16 protein-coding genes are annotated in these 16227 nt (G+C 61.7%); 3 read left to right on the top strand and 13 right to left on the bottom strand.

What is annotated here, in order from left to right:
- Positions 1-19: 19 nt before the first annotated feature.
- The 7 genes from hpf to CAURIM_RS03470 form a co-directional block, all read right to left on the bottom strand.
- The gene (hpf, locus tag CAURIM_RS03500) at positions 20-664 is read right to left on the bottom strand and encodes a ribosome hibernation-promoting factor, HPF/YfiA family (RefSeq protein WP_010189188.1); all 645 of its coding nucleotides are present in this window, start codon (positions 662-664) and stop codon (positions 20-22) included.
- A gap of 170 nt (positions 665-834) precedes the next feature.
- Positions 835-1515: a ComF family protein gene (locus CAURIM_RS03495; protein WP_049754559.1), complete on the bottom strand. Its 681-nt coding sequence runs from the start codon at positions 1513-1515 to the stop codon at positions 835-837.
- A 21-nt stretch (positions 1516-1536) separates the two neighbouring features.
- Complete coding sequence (gene lpqB / locus CAURIM_RS03490) at positions 1537-3246, bottom strand: MtrAB system accessory lipoprotein LpqB (RefSeq protein WP_201828591.1); 1710 nt, start codon at positions 3244-3246, stop codon at positions 1537-1539.
- The gene (mtrB, locus tag CAURIM_RS03485) at positions 3243-4916 is read right to left on the bottom strand and encodes an MtrAB system histidine kinase MtrB (RefSeq protein WP_290206556.1); all 1674 of its coding nucleotides are present in this window, start codon (positions 4914-4916) and stop codon (positions 3243-3245) included. The genes lpqB and mtrB overlap by 4 nt, the downstream gene beginning before the upstream one ends.
- A gap of 69 nt (positions 4917-4985) precedes the next feature.
- Positions 4986-5672: an MtrAB system response regulator MtrA gene (gene mtrA, locus CAURIM_RS03480; RefSeq protein WP_070446165.1), complete on the bottom strand. Its 687-nt coding sequence runs from the start codon at positions 5670-5672 to the stop codon at positions 4986-4988.
- A 1-nt stretch (position 5673) separates the two neighbouring features.
- Positions 5674-6294, bottom strand: coding sequence for a dTMP kinase (locus CAURIM_RS03475; RefSeq protein ID WP_070644122.1), 621 nt, complete (start codon positions 6292-6294; stop codon positions 5674-5676).
- Between the two features lie 44 nt (positions 6295-6338).
- Entirely contained in the window at positions 6339-6692 is a 354-nt protein-coding gene (locus CAURIM_RS03470; protein ID WP_070446169.1) for a DUF4259 domain-containing protein, read from the bottom strand.
- A gap of 372 nt (positions 6693-7064) precedes the next feature.
- Here CAURIM_RS03470 and CAURIM_RS03465 point away from each other — a divergent pair, with 372 nt between their 5' ends.
- Positions 7065-7979, top strand: coding sequence for a DNA-directed RNA polymerase II (locus tag CAURIM_RS03465; protein WP_201828593.1), 915 nt, complete (start codon positions 7065-7067; stop codon positions 7977-7979).
- Positions 7980-8071: 92 nt separating this feature from the next.
- On the opposite strand, the gene manA is transcribed toward CAURIM_RS03465, so the two are convergent.
- Positions 8072-9301, bottom strand: a complete 1230-nt coding sequence (manA, locus tag CAURIM_RS03460; protein WP_201828594.1) for a mannose-6-phosphate isomerase, class I — start codon at positions 9299-9301, stop codon at positions 8072-8074.
- 9 nt (positions 9302-9310) lie between these two features.
- Positions 9311-10264 (bottom strand): exopolyphosphatase, encoded by a 954-nt coding sequence (locus CAURIM_RS03455; protein ID WP_236659312.1) that lies wholly within the window; start codon positions 10262-10264, stop codon positions 9311-9313.
- A gap of 29 nt (positions 10265-10293) precedes the next feature.
- Between CAURIM_RS03455 and cobA the strand changes: the two genes are divergently transcribed.
- The gene (gene cobA / locus CAURIM_RS03450) at positions 10294-11022 is read left to right on the top strand and encodes a uroporphyrinogen-III C-methyltransferase (protein ID WP_070446179.1); all 729 of its coding nucleotides are present in this window, start codon (positions 10294-10296) and stop codon (positions 11020-11022) included.
- 9 nt (positions 11023-11031) lie between these two features.
- On the opposite strand, the gene CAURIM_RS03445 is transcribed toward cobA, so the two are convergent.
- From CAURIM_RS03445 to CAURIM_RS03430, 4 genes are read right to left on the bottom strand one after another with little or no spacing between them, the layout of a single operon-like run.
- Entirely contained in the window at positions 11032-12027 is a 996-nt protein-coding gene (locus CAURIM_RS03445; RefSeq protein ID WP_201828595.1) for a sulfite exporter TauE/SafE family protein, read from the bottom strand.
- Positions 12020-12712, bottom strand: coding sequence for a sirohydrochlorin chelatase (locus CAURIM_RS03440; RefSeq protein WP_201828596.1), 693 nt, complete (start codon positions 12710-12712; stop codon positions 12020-12022). The genes CAURIM_RS03445 and CAURIM_RS03440 overlap by 8 nt, the downstream gene beginning before the upstream one ends.
- A gap of 11 nt (positions 12713-12723) precedes the next feature.
- The gene (locus CAURIM_RS03435; RefSeq protein ID WP_070644136.1) at positions 12724-12978 is read right to left on the bottom strand and encodes a hypothetical protein; all 255 of its coding nucleotides are present in this window, start codon (positions 12976-12978) and stop codon (positions 12724-12726) included.
- Positions 12975-14645: a nitrite/sulfite reductase gene (locus CAURIM_RS03430; RefSeq protein ID WP_070644137.1), complete on the bottom strand. Its 1671-nt coding sequence runs from the start codon at positions 14643-14645 to the stop codon at positions 12975-12977. Before CAURIM_RS03430 ends, CAURIM_RS03435 begins: the two co-directional genes overlap by 4 nt.
- 229 nt (positions 14646-14874) lie before the next feature.
- Between CAURIM_RS03430 and CAURIM_RS03425 the strand changes: the two genes are divergently transcribed.
- Complete coding sequence (locus CAURIM_RS03425) at positions 14875-16227, top strand: FAD-dependent oxidoreductase (RefSeq protein ID WP_201828597.1); 1353 nt, start codon at positions 14875-14877, stop codon at positions 16225-16227.

The raw sequence follows: 16227 nt of genomic DNA, 5'->3' as shown, positions 1-16227 counted from the left end.
GGCCTTTAAGGCTCAGGCCTTAAGCATCAGCATCCGTCAGGGAAATAAGACCGTAGTCGAATGCGTGGCGGCGGTAAACCACAGAAGGCTTGTTGTTCTCCTCGTTGATAAAGAGGTAGAAGTCGTGGCCGACCAGCTCCATCTCGCTGAGCGCATCATCAACAGACATCGGGGTTGCCGGGTGCTCCTTGAAGCGGACAACCTGGCCCGGGCGAACATCCTCGACAGTCTCGGCGTAGGGATCGATGTAGCGCTCTTCCTTAGCGGGCTTAGCCGCCTCAGCTTCAGCGACCAACTCAGCGGCGATCTGACCAGTACCCTTCTGGGCGCGGTGGCCGGACTTCACGTTCTCACGGCGCACCTTAACCTTGCGCAGGGAGCGTTCCATCTTGCCCAGGGCGGTCTCGAGTGCCGCATAGAAAGAATCTTCCTTCGCCTCGGCGCGAGCGATGTGCCCCTTACCGGTAGCGGTGATCTGCAGACGCTCTGCCTCGGACTCGCGGCGCGGGTTCGGCTCGTGCTGCAGCTCCACGTGGAAGAAGGTCAGGGTCGGATCAAGGCGCTCGATCTTGGCTAGTTTTTCAGTGACACGTTCCTGGAAGTGCTCCGGAACCTCCACGTTACGGCCGGTGATGGTGACCTGAGCGTTGGTCTGCTGGGACATGAAATGCCTCCCTATACTCGTGGGGACTGAATGACTGCACATTCTGCGGACTTCTACAAGCCTGTGATAAGGAGCCGGAAGCCCGCTTCCCTGTGACACCCCTCATGTTACCACTGGTCATAACCTACACGATGACTGGCCCCTACACTCATGCATGATGATGGCCCGCCTTACGCATCTGCCAGCACAATCGCGCCCGCGACGTCACCCCCGATAGCCCATACACGCGCGGCGCTAGCACGCAGAGTTGCGCCGGTGGTAATGACGTCGTCGACAAGCATCACGTTCTTCCCCACCAGTTCGCGGGCGGCGGGACGCAACAGCACGGCTGTCCGCATGTTATCGGCGCGCTCCACGGCGCTGAGCTCTGATTGATCCGCACTGCTTTCAGCCGTGCTCAGGGCATTAACCACAGCCCAGCCTGGAAGCCTGGCAGCCGCTGCCTGGCACAGCGCGGCAACAGGATCGCCACCGCGGCGACGAGCCGAGGACACGCGCGTCGGCGCTGGCACGAGCAACCCAGTCTCCGGGATATCACCGCGGGCGCGCAAGTAATCGATGCCGGCAGCGAACACCGCCCCGAGGTGAGCACGCACTGCGTGGTGCCCGTGTTCCTTCATGGCGATGATGACACCACGGCGAGTATCGGAATAGGGACCAAGAGCCCATGCCGGAAACCCCAGGGGCCGCGGCCGTTCCACCCGGCGTGGAACCTGCCGCAAGTGTTCCTGGCAGGAAGCGCACAACACCCCGCCCGCAGCTGTTTCTCCCCCGCACCCAGCGCAGGGGCGTGGCAAGAAAAGCTCCACGAGAGCAGCCGTGGCCTCCCCTATCCCCCGATTCTTCGGCATGCGCCCCACTTTAGCGCGACTCTAGCGCGCGATGATGGGTGAGGATCGCACTCCCTGCAGGCCTTCGACTTCACGCCAATACGAGCGTTCAGATCCGCCTGCGGGAAGCTGCAGTAGAGCATGCGCATCGGTGACGTAGTGCGTCGACGGTGAGGAAGCCACCGCCACCACCGGCGCGGTGATATTTCCGGTGGGTAAGGTGGTAGCAGAGGAACCGTCTTGCTCAATACGCCACACGGGCGAATTCGACGCCGAGGTACCCACGAGCAAAGAACCATCCGTCTGCCACTCCACGGACAAGGCCGAGCCGGTCAGCTCTGGACCAACTTGGTGGATGTTGACGATACGCCGCTCGCCCGAGGTCGCGCGGGCCACCACGCCGGTGTAAATGCTGCCGTCGATGATCATGGCGATACGGGCTCCCGTGAGGGACAGTCGAATGACCGAGATCTCTCCCTCCACGTTCTCCAGTGCAGAGGTGTCCACCTCCGCGGTGCTCAGTTCGCCAGTCGCCGGCGAACGCGTCACACGGACTACATGTTTGCCGTCAACAACGGTCCACGCCACCTGGCCGCCCACCTCAAAGGTGGGGCGGGCTAGGGTTTCGCCCTTGACCGAACCCTTGAGTCCGTGGCCGAGCTCGCCCATCGCCAGCTGCGATTCCTTCTCAGAACGCTTACGCACCGCGGCCACCATCCCCTCATCCGAGATATCGGCGGACTGGATGTCATGGATCTGGCCGGCCATGCCCTGTACCTCGGTGCTACCTTCGCCCTTGACTTCCAGCAGGGAGCCATCATTGACGGCGTAGAGCTTGGGCACGGATTGGGCAGCTACCTCTGGGTTAAACTCGGCGAAATCATCGATGGTCATCTCCTCCATGTTGTCAACCAAGGGGCTGCCATCGATGGTGGCGCGAACTGAATTAGTGATCTCCGCATTGTTGAGAGTCCAGACCAACTGGGAGGCAAATTTAAGGCGCTCCTCCTGGCTCATTGCTGACATCCCGCTGAATTCATACACACCATCGTTGATGCCTAAGAAAGTGGCATCCTTCGGGATCAAGGTGGAGGTCGCCGGAGCGATATCGGAAGACGGACCCTGTAGCAGGAGGGTGACCAACTCTGAAGCGATCGAGTCCTTTCCCGAGTAGAGCCACCGACGGTCCGCCACCAGTAGGCGCTGGGTTGTACCGAAGAAGTACAGCGACTGCGGGCGGTAGCGGTTGCGCAGTTCCGTGCGCTCGATCACCGCGCCAGTAGGCAGGTCGGTAATGCGCCATTGCCCATTGAACTGGCGCAGGCGGACAGTCGCCTCAAGACGCGAGTTATCCGGGACATAGGCCCCGCCATTCGCCAGACGGCCGATGATGTTGCCGCGCACCGAATACTCGAGGGCACCGTCTTCCATGTTTGAGGTCACAAGGTCGATGGAATCCACGACGAGCACGGTATCCGTGGGATCCCAGGAATTAGCGATTTCGGAGGAAAGGAAGGTGCGCGCAGCAGCGTAGTTGCCAGTGGGAATCGCCACGGCCGAATAGAAGTCACGGACTAAGAGGTCCGGTTCGCTATCGGTGCGGGGCTCCACGACGGCATCGTCTGCCCGCTCATGAGGTTCAAAGGTGCCGATCACCTGGGGATCAGTGTTATGCGGCAAGGTCGAGCACCCGACGAGGGTAGTAAGCGCGACGCAGCTGAGCACTGCGAGTGAGCGGCGGGCCGGAATCATCGCTGGGCCTCCTCGTCGAAATCGGGGACGATGTCTTGATTGAACGGCGCTTCCGCGCCACGCGCTTCGCGCTCCGAGGGCCACACTATCCCGTTATCCGGCTCTGCCTTTACTGCAGGGGCTCCTGGTTCAGTGCTCACGTCGAGCGCGGACTGTTCCTCCGCTTCGACGGGCTTCGCAGCGCCCGGGACCTCGAGGGCAATGGGCTCAGATTCCACCGCTTCCCCCGGGGTGCGTGGCAGGATTAGACGGAAGCGCGAGCCGATGCCGAAGTAGCCGATGGCATCCAGAGTGCCTCCATGGAGCACGGCATCCTCGCGAGCGATGGCCAAGCCTAAGCCGGTTCCGCCTGAGTGGCGCTTGCGCGAGGAATCCGCGCGCCAGAAGCGGTTGAACACCAGCTCCTCCTGACCTTCCTTGAGTCCCACGCCAGAATCGGTGACGGCGATGCCAACAGCATCCTCAGTCGCGTCGATATCCACGGTAACGGGGTTGCCTTCAGAGTGATCAATGGCGTTCGCGAGCAGGTTACGCAAGATGCGCTCGACGCGGCGCGAATCGCATTCCACAGCCACGGGTTCCTCTGGGGCATGAACGATAACCTCCACCCCCAACTCGGCGGCGAGGTGTTCCACCTGGCTCAGTGCGGAGTCCAAGCAGGAGCGAATATCAAGGGAGGCCGTGGACAAATCAGCCACGCCTGCATCGTGGCGAGAGATCTCCAAAAGGTCCGCGAGCAAGTCCTCGAAACGGTCCAGCTCCTTGATGAGCAACTCCGCCGAACGTTTGGTGTAGGGGTTGAACTCTTCTGCGTCTTCCGCGATGACATCCGCCGCCATGCGCACCGTCGTCAGCGGCGTGCGCAACTCGTGAGAGACATCGGAAGTGAACTGCCGCTGGAGGTCGCCATATTCCTCCAGCTGGGTTATCTGCTTTGACAGCTTGTCTGCCATGTCATTGAAAGAGGAAGCAAGGCGGCCCATCTCATCATCCGAGTTGACCACCATGCGCTCGCGCAGGTGGCCGGCGGCAAATCGTTGTGCAATGCGGGATGCGGAGCGAATCGGGACGATCACCTGCTGGGTAGCCAGCCAGGCAATACCCACGAGGAGGACCACGACCACCACTCCGGCAGCCGAGAGCAGACCACGCATAAGCGCCATCGTGGACTCCTCGGACTCCATGGACAATACGAGGTAGACCTGGGTATTCGGGATATCACTTTCGATGGGTGTGCCCACCATCAACGCGTTATAGGTCGCCCCCGACTGCTGGTCCACCGTGGCATATTGCTGGACAACCTGACCGCGGCCGACGAGCTCGCGCATCCCATCGGGAATACGGTAGCCCTCCGGCGAGGTCGTGGCCGTGCCGTCTGAGTTTTCCACGACGATGACCGGCTCATACACGGCTTGGGCATCGGGCTGTTGCGCCGACATTTGGCCCAAGGCGGCGCGCGCAGAGTTGATGCGCACCTGCGTTGAATTTGCTGTGCCGGTGGCATCGATCTGCTGCTCCACGGCCACACGGGCGCGGTCGAGCTCCTGCAGTGCGGTGTCTTCCTTCTGGCTCACGAGCTGTTGTGTCAACACCGACACCAGTGCATACGCCAGGATGATCATGACCACCGTGGAGGCGACCAGCATCATGCCCAAGACACGTGTCTGCAGGGACGTGCGCCAGCGCTCGACGACGCCATCCCGGGCTCGCCTTAACCAACCAAAAATAGCGGTAGTCCTTTACTCGGCGATTTTTCCAGTCTTGTATCCCACACCGCGCACCGTGAGCACGATGTGTGGATCTTCTGGGTCGTGCTCGATCTTTGCGCGCAGGCGCTGAACATGCACGTTGACCAAGCGAGTATCGGAAGCGTGGCGGTAACCCCAGACGGATTCGAGCAACGCCTCGCGGGTGTGCACCTGTCCGGGCTTTCGAGCCATCTCCAGCAGGAGGTCGAACTCTAGCGGGGTCAGCGAGATCTCCTCGCCGCCCTTACGGGTGACGGTGTGCTCGGGGACGTCGATAAGCAGGTCCCCTACCTCAATTATTTCGCTCGTACCCCCGTCAATCCGGCGCAGGCGCGCACGGATACGGGCGATGAGCTCTTTCGGCTTGAAGGGTTTGGTGATGTAGTCATCCGCCCCCGATTCGAGGCCAAGGACCACATCGACGGTATCGGTCTTTGCGGTGAGCATCACGATAGGCACCGAGGACTCGGTACGGATGGCACGGCAGATATCAACGCCGTTCATGCCCGGAAGCATGAGATCCAACAGGATCAGATCGGGGTCATGCTCGCGGAAGGCCGGGATGGCCTCATTACCATCGTTGACGGCAATAGGTTCCAGCCCTTCCGCCTCGAGCACGATGGTAAGCATTTCGGCAATCGCCGGATCATCATCCACGACCAAGATTTTCGGTGCCACGTTATTGTTCTCCTACAAGCTCCTTGACAGCTTGGATAATCATATCGGCATCCGCGGTGGCGATCCACCGCCCTGCCCACTGCTGCTCCGCCAACCGACGGTAGGCAGCCGCCGTGCGTGACTGCAGAGCGGCATCGCGTTCATAGCGGTCGCGGTTGCGTCCCTCATCCTCTGCTGCACGGGCCACGGCACGCTGGCCGGCAAGGGCTACGTCGGTATCCAAAAAGACCTGCAGTTGCGGCACCGGCAGGCCGAAGCGCTCGAATTCGAGCTCATAAATCCAATCAACAATGAGCTCCCCTCCCACCCGCGCGGAAGAGTACGCGGCGTTGGAGGCCACATAGCGGTCCAGAATGAGCAGAGAGTCCGAGGACGCAGCGGCGGTGAGGAGCTGTTCCTTGGCGCCCCGCCGATCCAGCGCAAAGAGCGTGGCCATCCCGTAGATCGAATCGGTGAGGTCACCCATACGCCCGTAGAGCGCCTCCTGCGCGAGCTGGGCATGGATGGAGTCTTCGTAGCGCGGGAAGCTTAAGACTTCGACATCGCAGGCTAGTTCTTCCCGCAAGCGCTGGGTGATGGTGTTCTTACCCGCGCCGTCAATTCCTTCAATACTGATCAGCATGCTTGGTGTATCTGGTGCTCGAGCTGTTTCTAGGAAAGCTGGCTCTACGACAGAGCCTCAATGAAGGGCTCAAGGTCATAGTCCTCTTCCACACCTTCGATCAGCTCGAGCGCGTTTTCGTTCAGGTTCTCGCTGCCGGAGCCGGCGAGATCCCGGATGAAGGGGTAGTCCTCAACGACCTCCCCGGCACTGAACGGAGCACCTGCCCAGATGGCAGCAATCGTGGCCGCCGCTAGGGCGTTGCGCTGCTCCTCTTCAGTCTGCGCCTCACCTGAAGCCGCAAGCGCGCAGGCATCATCGACCGCAGCAACGATCTCTTCATCCTCTAGATCAGCCAGTTCATCCAAGAAGTCGACGTTGGCCTCGTCAGCGAAGATGTCTTCATCCCATGAGCTCATTGTTTTCTCCTTTATGCTCTGGTGAATTAGGGGTCTGTGTTCTTATATCCACGGTGGGCCGGTGCGGATTCGCAGGCGGGGCACGCCGCGCAGCCGCTATCTAATCCAAGTTCTACCATTCTTTAGGCGCACGTATGCAAGGCTTGCTCCCGCGGGCCCGTTTTATTACGGCACTAGCTATCTACCTTTCCTTCCTCTTTCACATTTCTCTCTCCTTCTACAGCGCACCGAAGACCGGCTCGCATAAGAAGCGCGTGGGGATTATTGCCCAGCCCATTTACTATCCTCAGTTTCGTGTTATCGTTGTTACCGTCTTGTGACATTTGAGCAGGCTTTTGCGCAGCAATTTAAGTAGGAAGGAGAGCACCCCGCATGACGAGCACCCCTCGCCGCATTGTGGCTTTCGTCGTGGCAGGCCTCCTGTGCGCCGTCGCCGTTGGCATCGCAGTTTGGCGCATGAGCGCGCCGGATTCCGTGGTATCCAAGCCCTCCGCCGCCACCGCTGCCTCAAGCGCTCCGGCCACGTCATCTTCGGCAACGCACTCCTACACCACCACGGCCTCCCCGACCTCGACGCGCTCCAAGCAGTCCCAGACTCAGGTTGCCGCACCCGCGGAGGATCCGTACTTGGCACCGAATGCCGTGGTGAACCGCACGGAACCGGCTGCGCCCACGGCTGTCTACCGCCCTGATAATGTCTCCTCGCTGCAGAACCAGCAGCCGCAGGTAACACCGAACACGCAGTACCCGCAGGCGCCGCTCAGCACGGCGCCCACTGCGCCGCCATCTGAAGGTTCCGCTACGACGGCCCCTGGGTCGCCAGTACCGGGCTCTCCTCAGCCGAGCTCAGAACCGACGCAGCCGCCGACCACACCGGAGTCACCGACGATCGTTCCACAAGAGAGCCCAACGGAGGACCACCACGCTGGCCCGCAGTCCTCCGGGCAGCCACAGCCTGAAGAACCTTCTGACTCCCCTGAGTCCTTCAATCCGCGGCCAGCTGGGTTCACCCACGAAGCTCCCGCACCTGATGCTGAGAACCCCACAGAACCCCGCGAAGCAGGCAAGAAACCGTGGGAAGGAACCGCCCCACTAGTCGGCGATGGCGCGAAAACTCCGGGGCGCGACGCCGAGACTCATCGAAGCAACGAGGCTCCCACCCCAGCGGCGCCGACGGATGATGCCCCCGTTGCCGAGGAACCTTCTGCAGCAACCCCCACCGCCACTGCTCCGGCTGAAAGCTCCCCCGAGCCAACCGCCGGACCGGCGATCACAGAGTCGGCTTAAATTCTCTCACACTTAAATCCCCTCACAGCTGCCCAGGCGCACACAAAGCCTGGGCAGCTGCGCAGTTTTAAGGCTGGCCGCACGCCATGGGCTTAGACGCGGGCGATGAATACCTCAGCACCCTCGGCGCCGGCAGCGCGGACGGTAGCAACAGGTTCGTTGGCAGGGAGCCACGCAGCGTGGCCCGCGCTTAAGTTGAGGCTCTCTGCCTCCGCGTTGCTCAACGCAGCTGCGCCGGAGGTACACAGCAGAATCATCGGGCCATCGCTGTCGACATCGACGCTCTCCTCGCCGGAAAGCTCTACACGGTCCAGCAGGAATTCCTCAATCGGTACCGGATAGGACCATGCCTTCGCGCCCTTCACGTTTCCGGTTTCGGAGGCATCCACTAACTCCACTCGCGGGTCTTCAGCCGCCTCGTAGGTGAGGACCTTGACCAGTTCAGGAACGTCAACGAACTTCGGGGTCAATCCGCCGCGTAGCACGTTATCGGAGTTGGCCATGATCTCTACGCCTAAGCCGGAGACATAGGCATGCAGCTGCCCGGCGTCGAGGTAAATCGCCTCCCCCGGCTGCAGGACAATGTGGTTGAGCAGAAGCGCTCCCAGAACGCCGATATCACCTGGGTACTGTTCATTGAGCTTGGCCACGGTACCCATCACGGTGGTCATCCACGGCTCACTTGCCTGGGTGCTGCACAGTCGCTCACCAGCAGCCACCACCGCATTGATCAGTTCCTTGCGCTTGGGGCCAGGGATCGTAATCCAGGTGGTAAACAGCGCGCGGAGACTATCGCCTTCGGCGGCTGGATCCGCATCAAGCATGCCTTCATAGTGCGCTAGTTCTTCGCATTCCAAAGCCGCGAAGAGGCTGCGGGTCTGCGCAAGGGGGCGGAATCCCGCCATGGCGTAAAACTCGGTGAGCGCCACGATGAGTTCCGGCTTGTGGTTGTCATCCTTGTAGTTGCGATTAGCTGCCGTGAGATCGATTCCCGCCGCGTTCTCGCGGGCAAAGCCTTCCTCGGCCTGCTGTTTCGAAGGATGCGCCTGCAGCGATAGCGGTTCGGCGGCTGCCAGAATCTTCAGCAAGAAGGGCAGGCCGGCACCATACTTGTCAGCCACCCGCTGTCCCAGCTGTCCATGGGGGTCGGCCGCGATGATCTCATCCAGCTTCTCCTCCCCAATCGTTGAAGGGTCAGCCGGATGCGCACCGAACCACAGCTCTGCTACCGGGCTGTGGGCTTCCGGCTCGCCGAGCAGCGTCGGGATAAGCGTGCGCGAACCCCACGAATAATTGCGGGCAGCGCTGGTGAGCAACTTCATTGAAATCCTTTATTTCACGTCGTAGGCGGTCGCGGCATAACTGCGCGTAATCAACTGCAGCGAGCGGGCCAATTCCCCACAGGAGGTGTCGGCGCTCGCTGCTGCAAAAGAGTGGGGAAGGTTCGCCTCTTCCTGTCCCCATAAAACAATTTTCAAGGGTACCAAAGGCTCTTCCGCTTCAAACGGGTCGTAGAAGATGTCAGTCGGGTCTGTCTGCAGAATCGGCCCTAAGCCTTCCGCATCAACAACGGTCCCTCCCAGCCCGTGGGCTGCCCACAGCGCACCAGCCATACGGGCAACAAGCGCGTCAAGGTGCACGCGCGTACGCTCCTCCGACAGCGCATAAGGATCGGGCCCACAGCTGTGGATGACTCGCCCGCCCTCTACGAATTCACGCAACGCGCGCCCAGGGTTCGTCGTGGAGTCACGTTGCGGGGATAGTGCTTCCAGCTCACGGTCCACTGCATCGGCGACGTCCTCCACACGGCGGGAAACGAGAACTGGGTCTTCGCTCAGCACCGCGTACACCGCGTGCACAGCTGTAATCACGCGCACCGGGGAGATCCCTTCGGCGGTGGGTAGGTTGTCAATGACGATGGTGTCCTCGGGGGCGTCGTCGATCTCATTGAGAAGGACTGTCGTAGCACCCCGGCGCGCAGCAGTATGCAGCGCGCGCTCCGCCCACGGGCTATCCCCCGCCACCACCACGACATCGAGGGCACCGGTAAAGCGCGGTAGTGACTCGCTGACCATGATGGGGACTTCAGCGGGCTCAGCTAGGCCCACAGCAACGTGAGCGGCAGCGCGGGAAACTTGGTCGGCGGCAAGGATGACGACGCTGCGCGGGCGGAGTCCGCCCAGCACGCGAGCAAGCTCCGGCACGGATGCAGCCACCACGCGCGCCTGGGCGCCTTCGTGGGCAATGTCAAAGAAGCCCACGGTTTCGGGGTCATAGGAAGTCATAGGCCCGAGCATAGCTAGGATTAGTGGCCATGAGCATTCATCCGGTAGTCCTTGTCGGCGGCGGCCCTGGCGCGTGGGATCTCATCACCGTGCGTGGCATGCGGGCGCTGCAGGAGGCCGAGGTCATCGTGGCAGATCACCTCGGTCCAACCGCCCAGCTGGATAAGCTGTGCGATATAGGCACCAAGGAACTTATCGACGTCTCCAAGATCCCCTACCGCGCCCAGGTGGCCCAGGAGCGCATCAACGAGATTCTGGTTGACAACGCCCGCCAGGGGCGCCGCGTGGTCCGCCTCAAGGGTGGGGATCCTTATGTGTTTGGGCGTGGTTTCGAAGAACTCACTGCGCTTACGGAAGCGGGCATCCCGGTGGAAGTGATCCCCGGGGTGACCTCGGCGGTCGCGGTGCCCGCACTGGCGGGAACGCCGGTGACGCACCGTGGCGTCGTTCATGCCTTCACGGTGGTCTCCGGGCACCTGCCGCCAGGCCATCCCAAGTCTTTGGTGGATTGGGCAGCACTGGCACAATCTGGGGCTACGTTGTCTGTCATCATGGGTGTCAAAAACGCGGCCGCTATCGCTGCTGCGCTGATCGACGCCTCCCTGTCGCCCCACACCCCCGTGCGCATCATTCAGGAAGGCTCCCTCGATGGCGAACGAGCATTCCAGTGCGAGTTGGCTGAGCTAGGGGCCACGATGGAAGAGAACTCGGTGGCTCCCCCGGCGGTCATCGTCATCGGTGAAGTTGCCGGGCTCTAGCGCCAAGTTCTACTCAACTCCGACGCGCTCGTCCTCCGAATCCGCGGAGCTTCCTGCATGGGCGGTCTCGCGGCCGGTCGGCTCCGCTGTTTCAACGACGCGGCTGCCGGTGCGCTGCTGCGAAGTGCTATCCCCCTCCGCGCCCTGCGCGGATCGAGCCCGGCGTTGATTCGCCCAGACCGTGAGAGCAACTCCGAGGACCAGCGCAGCGACCTGCAAAAGAAGGATCTGCTGATGCGCCAGCGCCCACCCTAGGGCCCTAGGAATGTTGAGCGTTACGATAGCCGTGCCCACGAAGCCCCCAAGGAGCGTGGGGTTGATGCGCGAGATGAGCCAGGCTGCAATCGGTGCGGTAATCACCCCGCCGATAAGCAACGCTACAACCGCGGCAGCGTTAGCCACGATCTCCTCCCAGAGGCCAACGATGAAGCCCGCCGTGGCACCAAAAGTAACAAGGAATTCTGCGGTGTTGACCGTGCCGACGATGCGCCGCGGCTGCTCACGGCCGACCGCCATGAGCGTCGAGGTGGAAATCGGGCCCCACCCACCGCCGCCTGAAGCATCGACAAAGCCTCCCACCACGCCGAGCCCCGCGAGAAGAGGAGTGGAGTGCTGTCGAGTTTCCTGCGATGTGCGGCTCCGTGGGCGCGAGAAGCGCCAGACGAGGTTGATGCCTAGGACCACGAGAATCGCAGACGTTACGGGCGCGGCAGCTTCGAGAGAAAGGTTAGACAGAACCGTCGCTCCGATGAAGGCTGACAGGCCTCCCGGCACACCGAGCTTGAGCACCGTAGGCCAGTGCACGTTGCCAAAACGCCAGTGGCTAATTCCGGAGACCAAGGTGGTACCCAGCTCCGAGGCGTGCACCACGGCGGAGGCCGTCGCGGGTCCCAAGCCAGCTAGCAGCAGGATGGTGGTGGAGGTGACGCCGAAGCCCATGCCGATGCCACCGTCGACAAGCTGCGCGGCGGCACCCGCAACCGCGATGAGAATGAGGCTACGCATGGGCCACCTCCGCATAACGGTGGGAAACAATGCCGGCGAGTGCCTCACCCAGCGGAGGGAGAATCTGCCGAGTCTCCCCATCGCTGCGCCCTGCATCCTCGTCGAGGCGATCTAAAAGCAGGCCAGGGCTCACAAAAAGTGGCACGACGACCTCCTGTTCTCCGCCCGAGTCAACGGGCTGGCGCGCACCGCGCGTGGCATAGGCAACCTTCGCTGTGCAACCGGCAAGCTCACCGACACGACGCGCTAGACCAGCAACGGCGGCGTTGGCACGCTCATCGGAGGAGCCGACAGAATAGAGCACAACGGTATCTGTTCCCTCTGGAACTCGCTCTGCCAGCAGACGCGCCATGTCCTCACCGGTACCGAGTCCACGGGCTTGGTGAAGGCGCACTCCAGATGCCGAAGAAGCCTGGGCCACAGCTTCAGGAACGTCGATGCGCTGGTGGTAGCCCTCGGTAAAGAGCAATGGCACAACGACCGCCTCGCGTATTCCTTGCGCTGCTAGGCAGCGCGCCGCCTCATCAAGTGGCGGGTTATTGAATTCTAAGTGTGCGGCGGTGGCCGGCACACCGGCCAATTCGCCAGCGGCGTGGGTCAGGGCCATAACGTTCGCTGCAGCCTCAGGGTGGCGTGAGCCGTGTGACAAGGTTAGTAATGCCGTGGTAGCGGTCGGGGCGGTCATGGTGGGTTTCCTTAATTCTGAGTTTTCGCGGTGGAATGGCCGCGGCGAGCGAGAGAGCGCTGCAGCGCCTCCGCGGAGGAGACCGCCGGCGCGGGCGCTACGGGGGCATCGTCTTGGCCGTGGAAGCGTACAGAAAAGATGCGGAGGCACTCTTCGCACTTCCAGGCAAAATCATCTTCCTCATCTGGGAAAAGGTTTGTCCCAGCGCAATAAGGGCAAAAGGCTGGGTGATTGCGGTTGGGGTTAGGTTGACGGCGAAAATTCACTGCAGGTCCTCCTCGTCCGCGCGCAAGACCCAGTGGCGGAACTGTTCGCCGTCTTCGCGCTGTTCCTTGTACTTGTTGACCAAGCGAATGACATAGTCCGGAACCTCATCCGCCACCACCTTGTGCCCACGCAGCTTTCTGCCCCAGTCCGGAGATAGCCCGAGGGCGCCGCCAAGGTGGACCTGGAAACCTTCAACGCGGTTGCCATCGGCATCCGTCACGATCTGTCCCTTGAGCCCGATATCCGCTACCTGCGAACGCGCACAGGCGTTGGGGCAGCCGTTGAGGGCAACAGACAGCGGGACGTCGAGGTCACCGAGGGCATCTTCCAAGATGTCGACGAGCTCGATGGCGCGGGCCTTGGTGGTCACGTGCGCGAGCTTACAAAACTCCAGGCCGGTGCAGGAGATGACGCCGCGGCGGAACTCCGAGGGCTGGGAGTATAGGCCCGTCTCATCCAATGCACGTGACAGCGCGGGAATGTCCTCTTCTTCCACGTCGAGGAAAAGCAGCTCCTTCATCGGTGTCGTGCGAATGCGGCTGATGCCGAATTTCTCGGCCACGTCGGCGATGGCAATGAGCTGCTCGCCAGTGGCATGCCCCACGGTGGGTTTCACGCCGACGTAGAACTTGCCGTCCTGCTGGCGGTGCACGCCCACGTGATCGCGGTTGCCGGGAGCGACGGGGAGCGGGAGGCCATCGAGAAGCGGCGCGTCGAGGTATTCCTCCTCCAGTACCTTGCGAAACTTCTCAATGCCCCACTGCGCCACCAGGAACTTCAGACGCGCGCGGTTGCGGTTGCGACGGAAGCCATAGTCGCGGAAGATGCGCGCCACACCGGCCCATACCTCCGGCACGCGCTCGAGCGGAATCCACGCGCCGAGGGATTGCGAGAGCATTGGGTTCGTGGACAAGCCCCCGCCCACGAAGCAATCGAAGCCCGGGCCGTACTCCGGATGCTGCGTCCCCACGAAGGCAACGTCCTGGATCTCGTGGGTCACGTCCTGACGCACGTTGCCGGAGATGGCGGACTTGAATTTACGCGGAAGGTTATGGAATTCATCGCGCAAGAGGTAATCATTCTTAATCTCCTCGATGGCTGGGGTGGCGTCGATAATTTCGTCGGCAGCCACTCCCGCTACCGGTGAGCCAAGAATGACGCGGGGCACGTCGCCGCAGCCCAACAAGGTATCCAGCCCCACAGAGCGCAGTTTCTCCCAGATGGCGGGGACATCTTCAATCTGAATCCAATGCAGCTGGATGTTCTGGCGGTCCGTAAAGTCCGCGGTGGAGCGCGCATAATCGCGCGAAATCTCTCCCACCGCCCGCAGCTTGGCGGGATCCGCGCGGCCGCCGTCGAAGCGCACGCGCATCATGAAGTACTCGTCCTGTAGCTCGGCGTTGCTGAGCTTGGATGTCATCTCCCCGCCTAGGTTCTGGTTGCGCTGGGTATATAGACCCAACCACTTGAAACGTGGGGCCAGGTCCTCTGCGGGAATAGAGGAGAATCCCTGCTTTGAGTAGATATCAATGACGCGCTGACGCACTGCTAGGGCGTCGTCGGCCTGCTTGATTTCCTCGTCGGAGTTCAGCGGCGCGGTGCCGTCAATCTTCCACTGGCCTTCCGGTTTCTTCGCACGTGGCTTTCGCTGTGTGGCGGTGGTCATAATTTGCTGCCTTTCGTCGGTTAGTGAAAACCTACCGGTCTAGCAATAACAGACAAAGCGGTCTTTTTTATTTTCTCCCGAATATGCAAAGCACGCTGGGTTTATGCAACAATGTTCTCCGAATGTAATTAGGCCCAGTTGCCCTACAGCAGACAAGCCGGTTCAATGAAACCCACGCTTGTTTAGACCTAAGCTTTCGTTAGTTACTACAACATTCCGAAAGGCCATCATGACCCAGCAGTCCCTGAAAGTAGCCGTCATCGGCGCCGGCCCAGCCGGCATCTACGCCTCCGACATCCTGGTGAAGAAAACCGGCGGCAACGTTCAGATCGATCTCATCGAGCAGATGCCCGCCCCCTTCGGGCTCATCCGCTACGGCGTGGCTCCGGACCACCCGCGCATTAAGGGAATCGTTAACTCCCTGCACCGAGTGCTCGACACCGAACAGATCCGCCTTTTGTCCAACATCAACGTGGGCCGCGATGTCACCGTCTCCGAACTCGAGGAGTACTACGACGCCATCGTCTTCGCCACCGGCGCAGTCGGCGACTTGGGCATGCAGATCCCCGGCTCTGACCTCGAAGGAATTCATGGTGCCGGCGAATTCGTTGGCTTCTACGACGGCAACCCGCGTTTTGAGCGCTCCTGGGATCTCTCCGCTACCGACGTCGCTGTGATCGGCGTGGGCAACGTGGGCCTCGACGTGGCCCGCATCCTGGCCAAGACCGGCGATGAGCTCAAGGAATCCACCGAGATTCCCGACAACGTCTATGAGTCCCTGGCCAAGAACCAGGCCACCACCGTCCGCGTCTTCGGCCGCCGCGGCCCGGCGCAGGCCAAGTTCACCCCGCTGGAGCTCAAGGAGCTCGACCACTCCCCGACCATCAACGTGGTGGTGGACCCGGAGGATATCGACTACGACGAAGCCTCCCTCAAGGCCCGCGAAGAGGCCAAGTCCTGCGACCTGGTGTGCCAGACTCTGGAAGGCTACGCCATCCGTGAGCCGAAGGATGCCCCGCACACCCTACAGATCCACCTCTTCGAGCAGCCGGTGGAGTTCATCGGTGAAAACGGCAAGGTTACCGCTGTGAAGACCGAGCGCACCGCACTCAACGGCGATGGTTCTGTCTCCGGCACCGGCAAGTTCACCGAGTGGCCGGTACAGGCCGTGTACCTGGCCGTGGGCTACCGCTCCGATGCCATCGAGGGCGTTCCCTTCAATAAGCAGAAGAACGTCATCAACAACGACGGCGGCCACGTGGTTGACCTCGACGGCGATATCGTCCCGGGCCTCTACACCACCGGCTGGATCAAGCGCGGCCCGGTGGGGCTCATCGGCAACACCAAGTCCGATGCCACGGAGACCATCGGCATGCTGCTTGCCGACGCCGAAGCAGGCAACCTCTCCCACTCCCGTGACGAGGACATCGTCGAGCTCTTCAAGTCCAAGGGCCTGGAGCACCTGACCTGGGAGGGCTGGAAGAAGCTTGACGCCGCCGAGCGCGCCCTGGGTGAGGCCGAGGGTCGCGAGCGCAAGAAGTTTGTCGAGTGGGAAGAGATGGTCAACCACTCGCGCGACTAA

Source organism: Corynebacterium aurimucosum (assembly GCF_030408555.1).
Classification (GTDB): domain Bacteria; phylum Actinomycetota; class Actinomycetes; order Mycobacteriales; family Mycobacteriaceae; genus Corynebacterium; species Corynebacterium aurimucosum.
Note: the sequence above shows the minus strand (reverse complement) of the source record. Positions and strands in the feature narration are given on the sequence as shown.